This window comes from Mesorhizobium sp. Cs1299R1N3, from assembly GCF_037179625.1.
Classification (GTDB): domain Bacteria; phylum Pseudomonadota; class Alphaproteobacteria; order Rhizobiales; family Rhizobiaceae; genus Mesorhizobium; species Mesorhizobium salmacidum.
In genome coordinates this window covers 122804-139994 of the sequence record NZ_JAPYKQ010000006.1, presented here as the reverse complement: position 1 = coordinate 139994, position 17191 = coordinate 122804, and the positions used below count along the sequence as shown (strand labels likewise).

General features: G+C 65.9%; 16 protein-coding genes and 1 tRNA gene. 3 read left to right on the top strand and 14 right to left on the bottom strand.

Annotated features, from left to right (window positions below; all coding sequences use genetic code 11):
- Positions 1-25 precede the first annotated feature (25 nt).
- The 3 genes from O7B34_RS15865 to O7B34_RS15855 all read right to left on the bottom strand — a co-directional run bounded on the left by O7B34_RS15865 (position 26) and on the right by O7B34_RS15855 (position 1614).
- The gene (locus O7B34_RS15865; RefSeq protein ID WP_337146924.1) at positions 26-775 is read right to left on the bottom strand and encodes a CDGSH iron-sulfur domain-containing protein; all 750 of its coding nucleotides are present in this window, start codon (positions 773-775) and stop codon (positions 26-28) included.
- Between the two features lie 110 nt (positions 776-885).
- Complete coding sequence (locus tag O7B34_RS15860) at positions 886-1257, bottom strand: hypothetical protein (protein ID WP_337146922.1); 372 nt, start codon at positions 1255-1257, stop codon at positions 886-888.
- A gap of 99 nt (positions 1258-1356) precedes the next feature.
- Positions 1357-1614, bottom strand: a complete 258-nt coding sequence (locus O7B34_RS15855) for a DUF1127 domain-containing protein (protein ID WP_337146921.1) — start codon at positions 1612-1614, stop codon at positions 1357-1359.
- Between the two features lie 222 nt (positions 1615-1836).
- On the opposite strand from O7B34_RS15855, the gene O7B34_RS15850 reads away from it, so the two are divergent.
- Positions 1837-3357: a winged helix-turn-helix domain-containing tetratricopeptide repeat protein gene (locus O7B34_RS15850; RefSeq protein WP_337147114.1), complete on the top strand. Its 1521-nt coding sequence runs from the start codon at positions 1837-1839 to the stop codon at positions 3355-3357.
- Between the two features lie 34 nt (positions 3358-3391).
- Here O7B34_RS15850 and O7B34_RS15845 read toward each other — a convergent pair whose 3' ends face one another.
- From O7B34_RS15845 to O7B34_RS15835, 3 genes are read right to left on the bottom strand one after another with little or no spacing between them, the layout of a single operon-like run.
- Entirely contained in the window at positions 3392-3742 is a 351-nt protein-coding gene (locus O7B34_RS15845; RefSeq protein ID WP_337147113.1) for a hypothetical protein, read from the bottom strand.
- 56 nt (positions 3743-3798) lie between these two features.
- A complete protein-coding gene (locus tag O7B34_RS15840) occupies positions 3799-5286 on the bottom strand; it encodes a pyridoxal phosphate-dependent decarboxylase family protein (RefSeq protein WP_337146920.1) in 1488 nt (495 codons plus the stop codon).
- Positions 5287-5297: 11 nt separating this feature from the next.
- Positions 5298-6386 (bottom strand): PLP-dependent cysteine synthase family protein, encoded by a 1089-nt coding sequence (locus O7B34_RS15835; RefSeq protein ID WP_337146919.1) that lies wholly within the window; start codon positions 6384-6386, stop codon positions 5298-5300.
- A 249-nt stretch (positions 6387-6635) separates the two neighbouring features.
- Here O7B34_RS15835 and O7B34_RS15830 point away from each other — a divergent pair, with 249 nt between their 5' ends.
- Positions 6636-8642, top strand: a complete 2007-nt coding sequence (locus O7B34_RS15830; protein WP_337147112.1) for a BTAD domain-containing putative transcriptional regulator — start codon at positions 6636-6638, stop codon at positions 8640-8642.
- Positions 8643-8740: 98 nt separating this feature from the next.
- Entirely contained in the window at positions 8741-8917 is a 177-nt protein-coding gene (locus O7B34_RS15825; RefSeq protein WP_198028721.1) for a hypothetical protein, read from the top strand.
- Between the two features lie 38 nt (positions 8918-8955).
- On the opposite strand, the gene O7B34_RS15820 is transcribed toward O7B34_RS15825, so the two are convergent.
- From O7B34_RS15820 to mepA, 8 genes are all read right to left on the bottom strand, one after another.
- Entirely contained in the window at positions 8956-9264 is a 309-nt protein-coding gene (locus O7B34_RS15820) for a UBP-type zinc finger domain-containing protein (RefSeq protein ID WP_140507000.1), read from the bottom strand.
- Positions 9264-10955 carry an FAD-dependent oxidoreductase gene (locus O7B34_RS15815; RefSeq protein WP_337146917.1) on the bottom strand — a complete coding sequence of 564 codons (1692 nt, stop codon included), beginning with the start codon at positions 10953-10955 and terminating at the stop codon, positions 9264-9266. The genes O7B34_RS15820 and O7B34_RS15815 overlap by 1 nt, the downstream gene beginning before the upstream one ends.
- A 151-nt stretch (positions 10956-11106) precedes the next feature.
- Positions 11107-11191: transfer RNA gene (locus O7B34_RS15810), tRNA-Leu, on the bottom strand.
- 123 nt (positions 11192-11314) lie between these two features.
- Positions 11315-11935, bottom strand: a complete 621-nt coding sequence (locus O7B34_RS15805) for a 2,3-bisphosphoglycerate-dependent phosphoglycerate mutase (protein WP_337146916.1) — start codon at positions 11933-11935, stop codon at positions 11315-11317.
- Between the two features lie 92 nt (positions 11936-12027).
- Positions 12028-12873, bottom strand: coding sequence for a 4-hydroxy-tetrahydrodipicolinate reductase (gene dapB / locus O7B34_RS15800; RefSeq protein WP_337146915.1), 846 nt, complete (start codon positions 12871-12873; stop codon positions 12028-12030).
- A complete protein-coding gene (locus O7B34_RS15795) occupies positions 12870-14729 on the bottom strand; it encodes an ABC transporter ATP-binding protein (RefSeq protein WP_337141052.1) in 1860 nt (619 codons plus the stop codon). The genes dapB and O7B34_RS15795 overlap by 4 nt, the downstream gene beginning before the upstream one ends.
- A 78-nt stretch (positions 14730-14807) precedes the next feature.
- Positions 14808-15854: a glucokinase gene (locus O7B34_RS15790; protein ID WP_337146914.1), complete on the bottom strand. Its 1047-nt coding sequence runs from the start codon at positions 15852-15854 to the stop codon at positions 14808-14810.
- A gap of 187 nt (positions 15855-16041) precedes the next feature.
- Complete coding sequence (gene mepA, locus O7B34_RS15785) at positions 16042-17133, bottom strand: penicillin-insensitive murein endopeptidase (protein ID WP_337146912.1); 1092 nt, start codon at positions 17131-17133, stop codon at positions 16042-16044.
- Positions 17134-17191: the final 58 nt, after the last annotated feature.

Here is a 17191-nt window from a genome sequence, read left to right as displayed (position 1 = left end):
CCCTCAAGGGGGGAGATTGGCAGTCTCAGTACTGGCACTGGCCCAGCAACGTTGGCGATAGGCGAAACCCGGTGTGGCAGCTGATCTCCCCACCTGAGGGGGAGATGCCCGGCAGGGCAGAGGGGGGCGCCTCGCGCCAACCTCCGCAGCTATCCGACAAACCCAACCTCTTATGACTGCCATCGCAGAACGGTTTGTTCGCCGAGTGGCCGCAGCGGCACAGGAAGACCTTCGTGGTGCGGTCGACCGTGTGGCCGGTGCCGGTGACAATCTCGACATTGCCTTCGAGCTTGAGCGGGCCGTTCGTGGTAGGCGTCGCCTTCAGCGGGCCGTCACGGGCCTCCAGCGCGGGCGTGTCCTTCAGCGCCGGTTCGCCGGTGGCGGCAAAGCCCGCCTTGATGTGGCTGTTGTCGCAGAACGGCTTGTTCTGGGAGGCGCCGCAGCGGCAGAGCGTGGCGCGGAAGAATGTCTCGTCGCCAAGCACGATCTCGGCATGCACCGCCAGCGGACCGTTTTCGCGCAGCCGCACGGTGTTGACCACAGGCGGTTTTTCCTGCGGGCCGCCATCCTTGCGCAGATAGGTGATGGCGCCCGAGGGGCAATTCTCGGCCAGCGCGACGATTTTCTCGACGCTGGCCGCCTCGGGATGGATCCATTGGCCCGGCGCATTGGGCACGAAGACATGCGGGTCGCCGAGCACGCAATTGCGCGAATGGATGCAGCGCTTGCCGGAAAATCCGACGTCGATCTTGTCGCTTTCGACCATGCCGGCCATTGGCGTGCTCCCCTGTGTGCCTGGAGCACACCGCGCCTGAATGCACGCGGCGTGCCTTGGGTGTTTGGGCTATGGTCCCCAGCGGGAAACCCGTCAAGCTGGCAAACCGGTCAGGGGACCAGATCGATCTCCTCGGTCTCGCCGCCGCTGCAGGTATAGCAGCAATCCTCGCATTTTTCCTTGTTGCCGGGGCCGACGCCCCAATAGGTGCCTTCGTCGCCGTCAACCCAGGCGCCGTAGCAGATCGATTCGCCTTCATTGCAGGATATCGGCAGCTGCTTGGTCTCGCCGTCATCGAGATAGAAATCCTTGCCTTCGCCCGGCCAGACATAGTCGCGGTCCTGGCTGTAGAGCTCGAGGCGCATGGCGTTGGGATGGCTGTTCTTGACGGCGAAGGTGACGTCGCCGGCATGGGCGGTTGATACAAACAGGACGGCAAGCGAACACGCGGCGGCGAGCCGGCGCGCTGATGTGAAAGACATGGAAACCCCCGATGTAGAATCGGCCCCCACGGCCGATGGGGGATCATGACATGACGCGGGCGGATGCTAAAGGGATGATGCCGGGCAATCCCGTCCAAATCATCGCGGCATTTCGCCTTGTCGCTGCCAGAAGGGCAGTTTGGCGATTTCTTCCTCGGCCTGTGGCGTCGTCAAACCGATGTCGTCGATCAGATGCGGACTGACCTCCGACATTCGCTTGAGGTCCCAGCGAAAGCGTGTCCGCTCGCGCCAGGCCGCTATGGTGTTTCGCAAGACCGCCAGGCGCCGACGCGGCGCTTGCTTGGGACTTGCGGGCTGCCGCACTGCCGGCGGAACCGAAGCAAGGATATCGTTCATGACAACCTCCGTGGGGCCGGACTTCTATGCCCTTAAGCTGAATGAGGTTGCATTCTGCGGGACGCGAACGCCGCCGTAATTAAGGCCCGCCAAATAGTTCTCAAAAGTTCCAAACGGGCGTCTAACTCTTTGTTTTCACGCAATTCCTCCGGGGAAAGCGCTGTGCGCTTCTCCGAGGCAAACCGCTTCGCACTTTTCCTGGAATTGCTCTATAGATGCGCCATGCAGGGAGAGCGCTTTGCCTTTGGCCCGTTCGTGCTCGATGCCGGTGCGGGAACGCTGCTCCGGAACGACGTCCCCGTGGCCATCGGCTATCGCGGGCTGAAGCTGCTCGCGGCGCTGGTCGCAAGGGCCGGCGAAATCCTTGAGAAGGCCGAACTCATGGACGCGGCGTGGCCCGGCACGGCCGTCGAGGAAGGCAATCTCACCGTCCAGATCGCGCAATTGCGCAAGCTGCTCGGTCCGCCCGGCATTGCGGGTGAAGGAGGCGGCGAATGGATCAGCACCGTTCCACGCGTCGGCTACCGCTTCACGGGAGCCGTCGAACAGCTCGCCGGCGCCAAGCGAAAACCGTTGCCGCTGCCTGACAAACCATCGATCGCGGTGCTGCCCTTCGTCAATTTCAGCAACGATGCCGGGCAGGACGCTTTCTGCGACGGTTTGACCGAAGACCTGATCACCGACCTGTCGAGGATTTCCGGCCTGTTCGTCATCGCGCGCAATTCGACCTTTGCCTACAAGGGAAGGGCGATGGACGTGCGCGAGATCGCCAGGGAACTTGGTGTCCGCTACCTGCTGGAGGGCAGCGCGCGGCGCGACGCGGGGCGCGTGCGCATCAACGCACAACTGGTCGATGCAGCGAGCCGCGATCATCTCTGGGCGGAACGCTTCGACCGCGGCCTGGACGATATCTTTGCCGTCCAGGACGAGGTGACCGCCAAGATCGTGGAGGCGTTGCTCGGCCGGCTGCGCGCGCCGCCGCCACGCAACCGGCCCACAAATCTCGACGCCTACGATCTGTGCGTGCGGGCGCGCAAGCTGATCGACGATTCGCCGCAGACGGCACGGGAAGCGCATCTGATGCTGACGCGCGCGGTTGCGCTCGACCCCGACTACGCCGAGGCCTATCGCTGGCTCGCCATGAACCACTGGATGGGATGGGTGCACTGGGGCGAGCCGATCGACCCTAACCGCCGCATTGCCCTGGACCTGGCGCGCAAGGCGGTCGCGATCGATCCCAACGATGCCGGCTGTCACTGGGTGCTCGGCAATTTGCTTGCCTATGAGCATGATTTCGCCGAGTCGGATGCCGAATTCGCCAGGGCGTTCGAACTCGACCCCAACGAGGCGGATGCCTGGGCGACATTGTCCGACATAACGACGCTCGCCGGGCGGGTGGAGGAGGGCCTGCAGCAGATCCGCAAGGCGTTCCGGCTGAACCCGTTTCCGGCAAGCTGGTACTATCTGACGCTCGGCCAGGCGCAATATGCGGCGCGCGACTACGCTGCCGCCGTCGAGACGCTGCGCCGGGACGAGACTTACCGCACCAGCTCACGCCGCTTCCTTGCGGCAAGCCTTGCCCAACTTGGCCGGCTCGACGAGGCGCGCGCGGAGGTCGAGCTGTTCCTTGTCGGCAACCCGCATTTCACGACCCGCCACTGGGTGATGACGGAACCGTTCCGCGACGACGCGACGCGCGAGCATTTCATCGAGGGCTTCCACAAGGCCGGCCTTCCAGACTGACGCGCCGGAATGACCGCCTGCACGGGATCCCCGATCACGGCACCAGGTCGATCGTCTCGGTCGTGTGCTCCACGCAGATGAAGCAGCAGGTATCGCAGGGCTGGTCGTTGTCTGGGCCGACGCCGGCAGAAATCTTGTCGTTGCCGTCGACCCAGGCGCCATAGCAGATGCGTTCGCCCTGGTTGCACGAAAGCGGCACCGATTTCTGCGAGTCCGGATCGACAAGGAACACCTTGTCGTTGCCCGGCCAGACGGTCTCACGGTCGCGGCTGAACAGCTCGACCGCGACCGCCTCCTTGCGCAGGTTCTTGACGAAAAAGGCCATGTCGGCGGCATCGGCCGAATTGGCCAGGACCAGAGCCGCCAGCGCAACCATGCGAAACATCGTCACCGCCGACCTCCCCCGAATCATCGCGGGCAGGTTCGCACGGCCGCCCGGAACTAGGAAGACACGCGGCCCTCCGCAGTGATCTCACGCCCCAGCCTCACCGCTTCACGCACCAGCAGATCGAGATCGTCGCGGCGGGTGCGATGATTGGTGATCGCCACACGCAGCCAGTGCTCGCCATGCACGGTGGTGTCGGAGAGTGCCGCTATGCCTTGCTCCTGCAGCCGCAGCATGATCTCGGTGTTGAGCGCCTTCAGCGCTTCGCCCGCCAAGCCGGGCTGATAGCGGAAGCAGACGATGTTGATGGTCGGCGCTGCCGCCAGTTCCAGCAAAGGCTCGGCCTCGATCAGCCCGGCCAGATAGGAGACCTGCGCGATGTTCTGGTCGATCAGGCGGCCGAATTTTTCGACGCCATGCTCCTTCAGCGCCATCCACACTTTCAGGGCGCGAAAGCCGCGCGAGGTCTGCAGGCCATAGTCGTGCAGCCATTCGCCGGATGCGAGGCCGCGCGGCGTCGATTCCAGGTATTCCGGCGTCACCGCGAAGGTCCGGCGGTGCGCCGTGGCATCCCTGACCAGGGCACAGCCGACCTCGAACGGCGCGTGCAGCCATTTGTGCGGATCGAGTGCGATCGAATCGGCCCATTCGATGCCGGCGACGCGATGGGCGTTTTGCGGCGCGATCGCGATCAGCGCGCCAATACAGCCATCGACATGGAACCAGAGTCCTTCCTCGTGCGCGAGTTTGGCAAGCGCCCTGAGGTCGTCGATCGCGCCGGTGTTGACCGTACCGGCATTGCCGATGACGCAGGCCGGCGTGAAGCCGGTTGCCCGGTCCTCGGCGATCGCCGCGCGCAAGGCCGATATATCGATCCGCAGCCCGGCATCGGTCGCGATCCGGCGCAGCGCCCGGTTGCCGAGCCCGAGCGCTTCCATCGCCTTGCGATGGCAGGAATGGATCTGGTCCGAGCCGTAGAAGCGCAGCGGTTTTTCGATGGCGGCGACGCCGTGTTCGCGCACATCGATGCCGGCCTTGACATTGCGCGCCACGGTCAGCCCGATGATATTGGCCATCGAGCCGCCGCTGACCAACGTGCCGGAGGCCGACGCCGGAAAGCCCAGCATCTGCTTGCACCAGTTCACCACCTGGCTGTCCATCAGCCCGGCGGCATGGTTGCCGCCGCCGAGATTGGAGCCCTGGATCGCCGCGAGGAAATCGCCGAGCGCGCCGGTGAAGTTGCTCGACCCCATGTACCAGGACCAGAAGCGCGGATGGATGTTGCCCATGGGGTAGGACATCACGGTGCGCGAGACCTCGCCGTAGACGGCGGCAAGCGGTGCCGGCGAGCGCGGCAACGGGGCGGTGAAAGAGTCCCGCACATCGGCCGGCATCTCCCGCCACACCGGGCGGTCGCGCACGTCGCGCAGATAATCGACGGCATCGTCGACGACCCGGTGCGACAAGGCCTGCACATCTGCCCAGTCGGCGGGGTCAAGCGTTTCCTCGGCCACCATGCCGACGGTTTCTCGCGCGATGTCCATGACTGCCTCCGTCATGCCGCCGGAAACTGGCAGCCGGGCGTCGAGCGCGACAGCGCCAGCTCGTCGGCATCCATTTCGGCCTCGATGCCGTCGAACAGCGGTGTCGACATGTAGCGCTCGCCAGTGTCGGGCAACATGCACAGGATCACCGATCCGGCCGGCGCCTTTTCCGCGACCTGCCGCGCCACGGCGAAGGTGGCGCCGCCGGAAATGCCGGTGAAGATGCCTTCCTTCTGGGCTAGCGCCCGCGCCCATTTGATGCCCTCTGGCCCTGCGATCGGCATCACCTCGTCATAAAGGCCGGTTTCGATCGCCTCCTGCAGGACATTGGGGATGAAGTCCGGCGTCCAGCCCTGGATCGGGTGCGGCTCGAAGGCCGGGTGGCTGGCGGTGGGGGCGCCATCGGCAGCGCGCTGCTGCGCCTTGCCGCTGCCGATCAGTTGCGCGTTGGCCGGCTCGGAGAGCACGATGCGGGCATCCGGCCGTTCGCGGCGCAAGACTCGCGCCACGCCGACGACGGTGCCGCCGGTGCCATAGCCGGTGACGAAGCAGTCCAGCCGCGAGCCGGCGAAATCGTTGATGATTTCGCGCGCGGTCGTCGCCTCGTGGATGGCGGCATTGGCGGCCGTCTCGAACTGGCGGGCGAGGAACCAGCCATTGGCCTCGGCCAGCTCGACCGCCTTTTTGTACATGCCAAAACCCTTTTCGGCGCGCGGCGTCAGCACCACCTTGGCGCCGAGCATGCGCATCAGCTTGCGGCGCTCGACCGAAAAGCTGTCGGCCATGGTGACGACCAGCGGATAGTTTTTTTGCGCACAGACCATGGCGAGGCCGATGCCGGTGTTGCCGCTGGTCGCCTCGACCACGGTCTGGCCCGGCTTCAGCGCGCCGCTGCGTTCGCCCTCCTCGATGATGTTGAGCGCCAGCCGGTCCTTCACCGAGGCGCCCGGGTTGAAGAACTCGGCCTTGACGTAGATGGTCGCATGGGCCGGCGCGAGATTGTTGATGCGCACCGCCGGCGTGTCGCCGACAGTGTCGAGAATGCTGTCGAACAGGCGCCCGCGCCCGGCAGTGGTCCTGATTTTCTGTTTGTTCAACATCGTTGATCTCCTCGATCGTGTTCATCTTCACGAACCGGTTACGAACCGGCGGCCCGGGCGGCGAGATTTCGAGACCTTGCCGCGCTAGGACTGACGTTGCCGGCGATGCGGCAATGACCGCTGCCGGCGCGAAATTCGCCGCCGGATGCGCCAGATCGTGTTTGGTGATAAAGCAGGGGCCGACAGGCCAGCGTGGGAGCAGGCGTGGAAACGGACGTGGAATCCGCACCATCGAGCCAGGACGGCGGTATGCCGGGCCTGTCCGTGCGCCTGCTCGGCCAGTTGGCGATCACGCGTAACGGTGTGCCGATGGCACTGCCGGCCTCGCGCAAGCTGCGGGCACTGCTTGCCTATCTGGCGCTGGCGCCGCACCCGGTGGGGCGCAGCCGCCTGTGCGAACTTCTGTGGGACGTGCCCAACGATCCGCGAGGCGAGCTGCGCTGGTGCCTGAGCAAGTTGCGCGGCGCTCTCGACACGCCGGACCAGCGCCGTGTCCGCACGCAGGACGATATGGTCGCGCTCGATCTCGGCGGCTGCCTTGTCGATGCGCTGGAGATCAGCCATGCCGCCGCGCACGGGATCGACAAGCTCGATGCGGAGCGGTTGCGAGTGCTGGCAGAACTCTTCGCCGGCGATTTTCTCGACGGGCTGGAACTCGAACGCAATCCGCACTTCAACAGCTGGCTGATCGGCCAGCGCCGCCGTTTCCGGTCCGTCCACGCGGCGGTGCTGGAACGGCTCGTCGCGAGCCTGCCCGCTGATTGCGACGAGGGGATCACGCATCTCGACAAATGGGTGGAACTCGCGCCTTTCGACGAGCGCGCGCATACGACGCTGCTGGCGAGCCTCGCCCGGCGCGGCGAGATCGCCGCGGCCGAGGAGCATCTGGCGGGGGCGGCACAGCTGTTCCAGTCGGAAGACCTGGATTTCGCGCCGCTGCGGACAGCCTGGCGCATGATCCGCGACCAGCAGTCGGCTGCCTCGCCGCGGCCGCAGCCGGCCTGCCAGTCCACAGCATCGCAATTGATGACACCTGGTCCGCCCGACTCCGGTCTACTCGACTCCGGTCCACTCGAGCCGAGCCATGCGTCGCTGGCGGTGATGCCGTTCGTCGAGGAATCCGGCCTGCGCGGCGGGCTGGCCGACGGCCTCACCCACGACATCATCACCCGTCTCGCCAAGCTGCGGGATTTCTTCGTCATCGCGCGCGGATCGGTGTTCGCGCTGGCCGACAAGGGCATCGCACCCGAAGAGGCCGGTCGCCGGCTGAAGGTCGACTATGTCGCCACCGGCACGGTGCGCAGCATGGCCGGCCGCCTGATCGTCAGCGTCGAACTCGTCGAGGTGCGTACCGCCAGGATCGTCTGGGCCGAGACCTTCGAGCACCGTCCGGACGACATTTTTGCCGTGCTCGACGACATCGGCGACAGCATCGTGTCGTCGATCTCGGTGGAGGTCGAGACCGTCGAGCGTAACCGAGCCCTGCTGAAGGCGCCCAACTCGCTCAACGCCTGGGAGGCCTACCACCGCGGCCTCTGGCACATGTATCGCTTCACCCAGGCCGAGAACGAAACGGCGCGGCATTTCTTTGCCAGGGCCTTGCAGCTCGATCCGACCTTCGCCCGCGCCTATGCCGGCCTGTCCTTCACCCGTTGGCAGAACGCCTTCCAGCGCTGGGGCGACCGCGACCGCGAAAGCGCGCTGGCCTTCGAGAGCGCCGGCCAGAGCCTGCTGGTCGACGACCACAATCCGGCCGCGCACTGGGCAATGGGGCGGGCGCTGTGGCTGCGCGGCGAACAGGAGGGCTCACTCGGCGAACTGGAACAGGCGGTGAAACTCAGCCCCAATTTCGCGCTCGGCCATTACGCGCTGTCCTTCGTCCACTCGCAGTCGGGCGACCCCAGAGCGGCAATAAGCTCCTCAGACCATTCGCGCCATCTCAGCCCGTTCGACCCGCTGCTGTTCGGCATGCTCGGTGCGCGGGCGATGTCGCATGTCCGGCTCGGCCAGTTCGAGGAGGCAGCCGTATGGGCGCTGAAGGCGGCGGCGCGGCCGAACGCGCACGCCATCATTCTGGCGATCGCGGCACATTGCCTGGCGCTGGCGGGGCGGCTCGACGAGGCGCGCGGCTTTGCAGCCGCCATCCGCAAGAGTTTGCCGGACTACCACGCCGACGATTTCATCGGCACGTTCCGCTTCGAGCCCGACGCCGAAGCGTTGTTCCGGCAAGGCGCCAGGCGGATCGGGCTCGGCTGATTTCAGGCTTGAATCGCCTGCATTAACGAAGTCGGCAGGAGTTGCTTAACCGTTCACGGCTATGTGACCTCCGGGGGGTAGATCGCAAAGTGAGTATGATGAGCAACAGCCCCGACAAGCGCAGCGAATGGCGCGCCATTCTTCATATACAGGCCCGCGTCGCCGTGCTGTTCGTTCCGGTCGTGGCCAGCCTGCTGCTCATCGCCGCCCTTGCCGGCAACGATCGCAAGTCCGTTCCCGATGTCGACCGGACTATTACCGGGTCGGTGCGATAGATGAGGCCGAACCCGCTTTTCCCAGCTCGCCGAAGCACTCAGTAAAATCGCGGGATCGGTCCGTTCTGCGGCGTCGTGCGGTCGCCGAGGTCGAGAAAGATCTCGTCGACATAACACCAGCCCCAGCCTTCCGGCGGATCATAGCCCTCTATGACGGGATGGCTGGTGGCATGAAAATGCTTGGTGGCGTGGCGGTTGGGGGAATCGTCGCAGCAACCGACATGGCCGCAGGTGCGGCAGAGCCGCAGATGCACCCACCACGATCCGCTCTTCAGGCATTCCTCGCAGCCGAGCGCGCTCGGCGTCACGTCCTTGATCCCAGCCGCGTGTCTGCACTCGTCAGCCATCACACTCCCCCGACCAGTTGAGGCGCGTCGGCATGGCTGCCTTCCCGCGCAAGAAATGCATGCAATGCGGCCACCACCTGGGCGCCTTCGCCGACAGCCGCCGCGACGCGTTTGACGGAGCCGGAGCGCACGTCGCCGATGGCGAACACGCCGCTGCGGCTCGTCTCCATCAGGCCATGCGCCGATGCCATGTCCGATCCGGTGCGGATGAAACCCCTGGCATCCAGCGCCACGTCGGATTGGGCGAGCCAGTCGGTATTCGGGTCGGCACCGATGAACAGGAAGAGATGGCGGATCGGCCGCGTCGTCGAGGCGCCGCTCGAGCGGTCGCGCCAGCGGACCGTGGCAAGATTGCCTTCCTCGCCGTCCAGCGCCTCGACCTCGGTGCCGGTCAGCACCTCGATGTTCGGCTGCGCCCTAATGCGCTCGACGAGGTAACGCGACATCGAGGCTTCGAGACTGCCGCCACGCGCCAGCAGCGCCACTTTCCTGACATGGCTGGCCAGGAAGACGGCCGCCTGGCCAGCCGAATTGCCGGCGCCGACCAGCGCAACTTCCTGACCGCCGCAAAGCCGTGCCTCGATGGGCGAGGCCCAATAATGCACGCATGTGCCCTCGAACTCGGCGAGATTGGCGACATCGAGGCGGCGATAGCGCGCGCCGCTGGCGATCACCACCGAGCGCGTGCGCACCGTCTCGTCGTCGCCGACGGCAAGCTGGTAGCGCGCGCCGTCGGTGGCGGCACCGAGCAGCTTCACTTCGTCGGGAATGACCATCTCGACGCCGAATTTCTGCGCCTGGTTGTAGGCGCGCGCCATCAGCGCCATGCCGGTGATGCCCGTGGGGAAGCCGAGATAGTTCTCGATGCGCGCCGAGGCGCCCGCCTGCCCGCCGAAGGCTCGGCAATCGAGCACGATGGTCGACAGGCCTTCGGAGGCCGCGTAGACCGCCGCCGCCAGCCCGGCCGGCCCGGCGCCGACAATGGCGACGTCATAGACCTTGCTGGCGTCGACCGGCCGCAGCAGGCCGATGCAGCGGGCGAGGTCTTTCTCCGCGGGATTGAGCAGCAGCCTGCCGTTCGGGCACAGCACGACCGGCAAATGGTGGGGATCGACATGGAAGTGTTCGAACAGGGTCTTCGCGCAACGATCGGTTTTGGAATCGAGCACGCGGTGGGGCTGGCCGCTGCGGGCGAGAAAGCCCTGCAGGCGAAGGACGTCGCCATTGTCGGCCGGCCCGACGATGATCGGACCGATCGTGCCGCTCTCGAGCAGCCCGACGCGGCGCAGGATCAGCGCCCGCATGATGCGCTCGCCGAGATTGGCTTCCTGCACCATCAGGTCGCGCAGCCTCTGCGAGGAGATGACGAACGCCTCGACCGGCTCGGCCGCTTGCGCATTGACCAGCGAGGGACGGGCCGAAAGCTGCGCCAGCTCGCCGACGAAGCTGCCCGGGCCATGGGTGACGATCGTCTCGCGCCGGCCGAGCTTGCCGTCCTGCGTGATGTCCACCTTGCCCGACAGGACGACGATCAGCCCCGGGGACACATCACCGGCCTCGAAAATGTGCGCGCCGGCGGCATAGGCGCTGGCCTCCCCGAACCGGCGCATGCGATCGATGTCGGCCTCCGCCAATGTCGGGAAGGCCTGGTCGCGGCGGGCGCCGAAGATCGCGGTGGCGGATTGTGACATGGGAGCGAGCGTAGCGAAGCAGCCGCCCGGTTTGAAGCGGTTTGTGTGGGGACTGGCCAGGAGGGGAGGTCATCGAACAAGAAAAAAGCCCGGACGAACCGGGCTTTTGTCTTGAGCTTCTGAACCGATCGAATGGTTCGAAACGGGAATTTGGTGCCCAGAAGAGGACTCGAACCTCCACTCCTTGCGGAACACGGACCTGAACCGTGCGCGTCTACCAATTCCGCCATCTGGGCTGGTGCGGGCTCAATAAGCGGGCAAGCGATTGCTGTCAACGCGCTTTTTGGGACAGGACGCCAAAAGCTGGGAAGTCGCTTTAGCAAAGCTGGTGGAGGCCCGCCGCCGCAACTCGCCAGCCGTCAGCCTTCCAGCACTTCCTTCGAGGCCACGGTCGAATCGGCGTTGAGCTGGTAGATGACAGGCACGCCAGTGCCGAGTTCCAGCTTGACGATCTCCTCGCCCGACTTGCCGTCCAGCGCCATGATCAGCGCGCGCAGCGAGTTGCCGTGGGCGGCGACCAGCACGGTGCCGCCGCGCAGCACGTGCGGCTGCAGATCGTGCAGGTAGTAGGGCCAGACGCGGGCGCCGGTGTCCTTCAGGCTTTCACCGGCGGGCGGCGGCACGTCGTAGGAGCGACGCCAGACATGCACCTGCTCCTCGCCCCATTTCTGGCGCGCATCGTCCTTGTTGAGGCCGGAAAGGTCGCCATAGTCGCGCTCGTTCAGCGCCTGGTCGCGAATGGTCTTCAGGTCGCTCTGGCCGACGGCGTCGAGAATGTGCTGGCAAGTCTTCTGCGCCCGGACCAGCGCCGAGGTGAAGGCAATGTCGAATTTCAGGCCGCGCGCCTTGAGCTTCTGGCCGGCGGCCTTGGCCTCGGCGTGGCCCTGGTCCGTCAGGTCGACGTCGCGCCAGCCGGTGAACAGGTTTTTCAAATTCCATTCGCTCTGGCCGTGACGCACGAGCACGAGAGTTCTCGACATTTTTGCTCCTCTGGGGTCTGAGCATTCCAGGAAAAGTGTGTGGCGGTTTTCCGTCCGGACTTGCGTAAGGACGAAGATGGTTCAGGGTCGTTTCAGGCAAGCCCGAGCACGTCCCGCATTGAGTAAAGGCCCGGCTTCCTGCCGCGCGCCCAAAGTGCGGCCTTGACGGCGCCGCGGGCGAAGATGGCGCGGTCCTCGGCATGGTGAGACAGCGTGATGCGCTCGCCGGTGCCGGCCAGGATCACGCTGTGGTCGCCGACCACCGAGCCGCCGCGCAGCGCGGCGAAACCGATCGAGCCGGTTTGTCGCACACCCGTGTGGCCGTCGCGTGAACGCACATCATTGCCGGCCAGTGCAATGCCGCGCCCTGCGGCGGCGGCCTCGCCGAGCAGAAGTGCGGTGCCCGACGGCGCGTCGACCTTGTGCCTGTGGTGCATTTCGAGGATCTCGATGTCGAAATCATCGGCATCGAGCGCGCGCGCCGCCTGTTCGACCAGCACCGCCAGCAGGTTGACGCCGAGGCTCATATTACCCGACTTGACGATGGTCGCGTGGCGCGCGGCGGCAGCGATTTTCGCATTGTCGTCGGCCGAACAGCCGGTCGTGCCGATGACATGGACGATGCGCGCCTGCGCGGCGTAGCCGGCGAACTCGACCGTCGAGGCCGGGGTGGTGAAATCGAGCACGCCATCGGCCCTGGCGAAGACCGGCAGCGGATCGCTGCCGATCGGCACATCGATGCGGCCGACGCCTGCAAGTTCGCCTGCATCCTTGCCCAGATGAGGCGAATCCGCGCGTTCGACCGCGCCGATGACGCGGGCGCCCGGAATGGCATGGATCGCGCGGATCAGCGTCTGGCCCATGCGGCCGGCCGCGCCGACCACCACAAGTCCCATATCGCTTGCCGGCTCGCCTGATGTTGCCGATGTTTCGCTCATGCCGTGCTCCCGGCGATGTTCTCGGTCTCTAATTCCTGAACCGAAATCTCGGCCGGCACGCTGTCGTCGACAAGCCCCAGGCCCTTGACGCCCTGTATGCGGTGGAAACGGGCATAGACGCTGTGCGGGTCGGCCATCAGCGAGGCGTGCGTGCCCTCTTCGACCAGATGGCCCTGTTCCAGCACGATGATGTGGTCGGCATTGACCACGGTCGACAGGCGGTGCGCGATGACGATGGTGGTGCGCCCTTCCATGACCTTGGTGAGCGCCTGCTGGACACGGGCTTCGGCCTCGTTGTCGAGCGCCGATGTCGCCTCGTCGAGCAACAGGATCGGCGCCTGGCGCACGATGGCGCGGGCGATCGATACACGCTGGCGCTGGCCGCCGGAGAGTGTGGCGCCATTCTCGCCGACCGGCGTGTCATAGCCTTGCGGCTGCTGGCGGATGAACTCGTCGGCCGCGGCCAGGCGCGCGGCCTGTTCGATCTCGGCGTCGGTCGCCGAGGGGCGGCCGTAGCGGATGTTGTCGCGGATGGTGCCTTCGAACAGATAGGGCGCCTGCGAGACATAGGCGATCGAGCCGCGCAGCGACTGTTTGGTGACCTTGGAAATGTCCTGGCCGTCGATCTCGATCGTGCCGCTCTCGACGTCGTAGAAGCGCTGCAGCAGCGCCACCAGCGTCGTCTTGCCGGCGCCGGATGCACCGATGACGGCGGTCATCTTGCCGGCGGCGGCGACGAAGCTCAGACCCTGAAGGACAGGCGCCTCCTCGACATAGCGGAAGGACACGTTGTTGAAGCGTACTTCGCCGGTGGTGAAATGTGCCTGTGTGGCGCCAGGAGCGTCGCCCTGCTTCGGCTCGAGGTCGAGCAGTTCGTAAATCATGCGCGCGTTGACCAGTGCCCGCTCCATGCCGACCTGCATGCGCGCCAGGCGCCGCGCCGGATCATAGGCCAGGATCAGCGCGGTGATGAACGAAAAGACCGCGCCCGGCGGCTGGCCCAGAACCAGCGCCCGGTAACCGGAATAGGCGATGACGGAAGTGACGGCGAGACCAGCCAGCATGTCGGAGATCGGCGACAGCCGTTCGGAGACGCGGGCAATCTTGTTGGAGCGCTGTTCGGCGTCGTTGGCGAGCTTGCCGATGCGGCCCGACAGCTCGTCCTCCATGGTGAAGGCCTTGACGATGGCGATGCCTTGCGTGGCTTCCTGCACCGCGCCGATCAGCCGCGAATTGATGAGCACGGATTCGCGCGTGATCCGCCGCACGCGGCGGGTGAGGTAGACGACGGCCCAGATCAGCGGCGGCCCGATCAGCAGCGAGCTGAGCGACAGGACCGGATCCTGGTAGACCATGACGCCGAGAAGCCCGATCAGCGTCACGGCGTCACGGGTAATCGAGGTCAGCGTCAACGACAGCAGGTCGCGGATGCCGCCAACGTTTTCGTTGACCTGCGCCGCCAGCCGGCCGGAGCGTGTGTCGTTGAAGAAGCCGACGCCGAGCTTCATCAGGTGATCGAAGATGCGCTTCTGGTAGCGCGCCACCAGATTGTTGCCGATCTTGGCCAGCGCCACCGCCTGGCCATAGCCGGCGAAGCCGCGCAGCAGGAAGGCCGCCATGAAGCCGGCGCAGATCCACACGATCGCATCGCCACGCCGTTCGTAGAAGATCTGGTTGACCATCGGGGCCATGATCCAGGCCGTGAAGGCGGTCGTGCCCGAAACGATCAGCGAGCAGGTGATTACCATCACATAGGTCCAGCGATAGTCGTGGCTGTTCTCAGCGAGAATGCGGCGCAGCACCGCTGTGACCTCGCCGGGCCGGGCTTTCAGCTTGTTTGGAGTTTGAAGTGTCAAATCAGAGGGCTTTGTCGGTTTCCGCTTCCCGTGGCCGGGCAATTCGGCACCCCTATTAACGCCAAGCAGCCGGCTTGCCTATGCCTTGGGGTGACTAACTTCGTCGCGCCAGCGCCGGCCCGATGTCTGGACGCCGAACAGCGAGGGGTTCCTGGCATAGGCGGCAAGGCCGAGGAGCGCCGCCAGCGGGTGGGTGATGACATAAACCGGCATGGTGCGCATCAGCGCGCTGTGCGGCGCCTTGTCCTCGAAGGCGGCGCGGAAATTGCCCTCCTTCAGCGCCGGCACGATCTTTTGCGCGATGCCGCCGGTGAGGAACACGCCGCCCCTGCTCATGAACACCAAGGCAAGGTCGCCGGCGGTGCGGCCAAGGCAGGTGACGAAAGTCTCCAGCGCTTCCTGCGCCACGGGATCGGTCTTGGCCAGCGCCGCGGCGGTGACCTCGGCCGGCGTGGTGAAGGGCGACGGCTTGCCGTCCGCCCTGGCCACCGCCCGATAGACATTGACGAGGCCCCGTCCGGACAGGATCTGCTCGCCCGAAATGCGGCCGTCGAGCTTCTCGATGTGCGGGAACACCTCGAAATCGCGGGCCGAACGCGGCCCGATGTCCATATGGCCGCCTTCGCCGGGCACCGGTATCCAGTGATGCAGCGCGTGGACCAGCCCGGCGACGCCGAGCCCGGTTCCCGGACCCAGCACGACGCGGCCGGCATTGGGCTCCGGCGTGCCGCCGCCGATCTTTTCCATCTGCTCTTCGCCGAGCGCGACGACGGCCAGCGCCTGCGCCTCGAAGTCGTTGAGCACGACGATGTCGCTCAGGCCGAGGCTGGCGAACATCTGCCGGGGCTTGACGATCCACGGGCAGTTGGTGAGTTCGATCTCGTCGCCATCGACCGGACCGGCTACCGCCAGTACCGCCGAATTGGGCCGGACCGAGGAGCGATCGAGCACGGCCGACTGGATCGCCTCGTCGATGGTGCTGTAATTGGCGGTCTGGACGATGGTCGGCTCGCCGGCCTCGGAATTGGCGTCGAGCACGATCGAAAAGCGCGCATTGGTGCCGCCGATATCGCCGATCAGGATCGGAAACCGCAGCAAAGTCTCGTCATCGCCTGTGCCTGGCATGCTCTTGTCCGTCCCCCGGCGCCCTCGATGGCGTTTCGCCGTTCTTCCGTTGACTAGCGCATGAGTTTGAAAAGGGAAACGGTTTTCGGACCCGGCGACGCTTAGGGAGAGGTTCTGCGGCCAAACGGCCACTGTTTCATGAAAGCAGGCAGCTAAACCGATTGAGCTTGCCGACGGCGCCCGACAATCACTTCGCAGGCGGGCGTGGACGCGGCACCGGCACGCCGATCTCGGGTGTCGCGGTGAAGGCGTTCAGCACGCTTGGCAGGCCGGCCGTGCTGCTGGCCGTGACGGCGGGTAGCGACGACGCGTCGGGCTCGGGCGCGGGCGCCGCCACCGCGATCGGCACCGTGTCGCCGTGATAGGTCGCCGCCTCGGCCGAGGCAGGCCCCGGCGCGTCGAGCACCGCGCGGCATTCCTTGGGCAGGTTGGCCATCGTCATCAGATCGCGAGCCTTGGGCGCATCCGGGTTCTTGTTGGGCCGCCACGGCTCCTGCGTGAACCACCAGGCCAGCGGCTTGCCGCAGCCGTCATCATCCGGTGTCGCTTCCTGCGCCTTGCAATTGGGCGAGCCCGGCTGACAGCCGATGCGCATGTGGAAATGATAGTCGTGGCCCCAGAACGGCCTGATCTTGCGCAGCCAGGAGCGGTCACCCTTGACGGTGTCGCAGAGCTTCTTCTTGATGCCCGGATTGACCAGGATGCGCTCGACCTGCGGATAGCTCGCCGCCCGCTTCAGCAAAGCCGTATGCTGCGGCGTCCACAGCGCATCCTTCACCAGATGCGTCTTGTCGTCGACCATCAGCGTGGCGCTCATGGTCTCGCGCCGCGCCCTGCTCATCGTGCGATCGGGCATCGGCGTCAGCCAGATGTCGGCGTCGAGCCCGATCTGGTGCGAGGCATGGCCGGTCAGCATGGGGCCGCCGCGCGGCTGCGCGATGTCGCCGATCAGCAGGCCGGGCCAACCGTCGGCGACGGCATCGCGCGACAATCTCTCGATCAGCGCGATCAGCGCCGGATGGCCCCAGCGGCGATTGCGCGATGGCCGCATCACTTGCCAGGTCGGGCCATCCATGGGGATGGCGACGCCGCCGGAAAAGCAGCCCTTGGAATAGAAGCCGAAGGATTGCGCCGCGGTAGCCGTCGGCAGTTTCTCGGCGCCGAACAGGTCTTTTGCCCGTTCCTCGGCCGCTGCGGGCTGCGCGGCGAGACCTGCCAGGGCCAGCGCCGCCGCCAATACCCAATTTCTGGCGCCAGGCGATCGCGTCGATGATTTCATGAACCGCACCCCCGTGCCTCCAACGCCGAATCATACCACGCCAAGCGCCGCGCTTCGA

What these genes read in the sequence shown, in the direction of transcription:
- O7B34_RS15830 (WP_337147112.1), top strand. Translation starts at nt 6,636, where the DNA reads ATGCCGGGCCTGTCCGTGCGCCTGCTCGGCCAGTTGGCGATCACGCGT.
- O7B34_RS15835 (WP_337146919.1), bottom strand. Translation starts at nt 6,386, where the DNA reads ATGTTGAACAAACAGAAAATCAGGACCACTGCCGGGCGCGGGCGCCTG.
- mepA (WP_337146912.1), bottom strand. Translation starts at nt 17,133, where the DNA reads ATGAAATCATCGACGCGATCGCCTGGCGCCAGAAATTGGGTATTGGCG.
- O7B34_RS15840 (WP_337146920.1), bottom strand. Translation starts at nt 5,286, where the DNA reads ATGGACATCGCGCGAGAAACCGTCGGCATGGTGGCCGAGGAAACGCTT.
- O7B34_RS15845 (WP_337147113.1), bottom strand. Translation starts at nt 3,742, where the DNA reads ATGTTTCGCATGGTTGCGCTGGCGGCTCTGGTCCTGGCCAATTCGGCC.
- O7B34_RS15850 (WP_337147114.1), top strand. Translation starts at nt 1,837, where the DNA reads ATGCAGGGAGAGCGCTTTGCCTTTGGCCCGTTCGTGCTCGATGCCGGT.
- O7B34_RS15825 (WP_198028721.1), top strand. Translation starts at nt 8,741, where the DNA reads ATGAGCAACAGCCCCGACAAGCGCAGCGAATGGCGCGCCATTCTTCAT.
- O7B34_RS15855 (WP_337146921.1), bottom strand. Translation starts at nt 1,614, where the DNA reads ATGAACGATATCCTTGCTTCGGTTCCGCCGGCAGTGCGGCAGCCCGCA.
- O7B34_RS15865 (WP_337146924.1), bottom strand. Translation starts at nt 775, where the DNA reads ATGGCCGGCATGGTCGAAAGCGACAAGATCGACGTCGGATTTTCCGGC.
- O7B34_RS15820 (WP_140507000.1), bottom strand. Translation starts at nt 9,264, where the DNA reads ATGGCTGACGAGTGCAGACACGCGGCTGGGATCAAGGACGTGACGCCG.
- O7B34_RS15815 (WP_337146917.1), bottom strand. Translation starts at nt 10,955, where the DNA reads ATGTCACAATCCGCCACCGCGATCTTCGGCGCCCGCCGCGACCAGGCC.
- O7B34_RS15790 (WP_337146914.1), bottom strand. Translation starts at nt 15,854, where the DNA reads ATGCCAGGCACAGGCGATGACGAGACTTTGCTGCGGTTTCCGATCCTG.
- dapB (WP_337146915.1), bottom strand. Translation starts at nt 12,873, where the DNA reads ATGAGCGAAACATCGGCAACATCAGGCGAGCCGGCAAGCGATATGGGA.
- O7B34_RS15860 (WP_337146922.1), bottom strand. Translation starts at nt 1,257, where the DNA reads ATGTCTTTCACATCAGCGCGCCGGCTCGCCGCCGCGTGTTCGCTTGCC.
- O7B34_RS15805 (WP_337146916.1), bottom strand. Translation starts at nt 11,935, where the DNA reads ATGTCGAGAACTCTCGTGCTCGTGCGTCACGGCCAGAGCGAATGGAAT.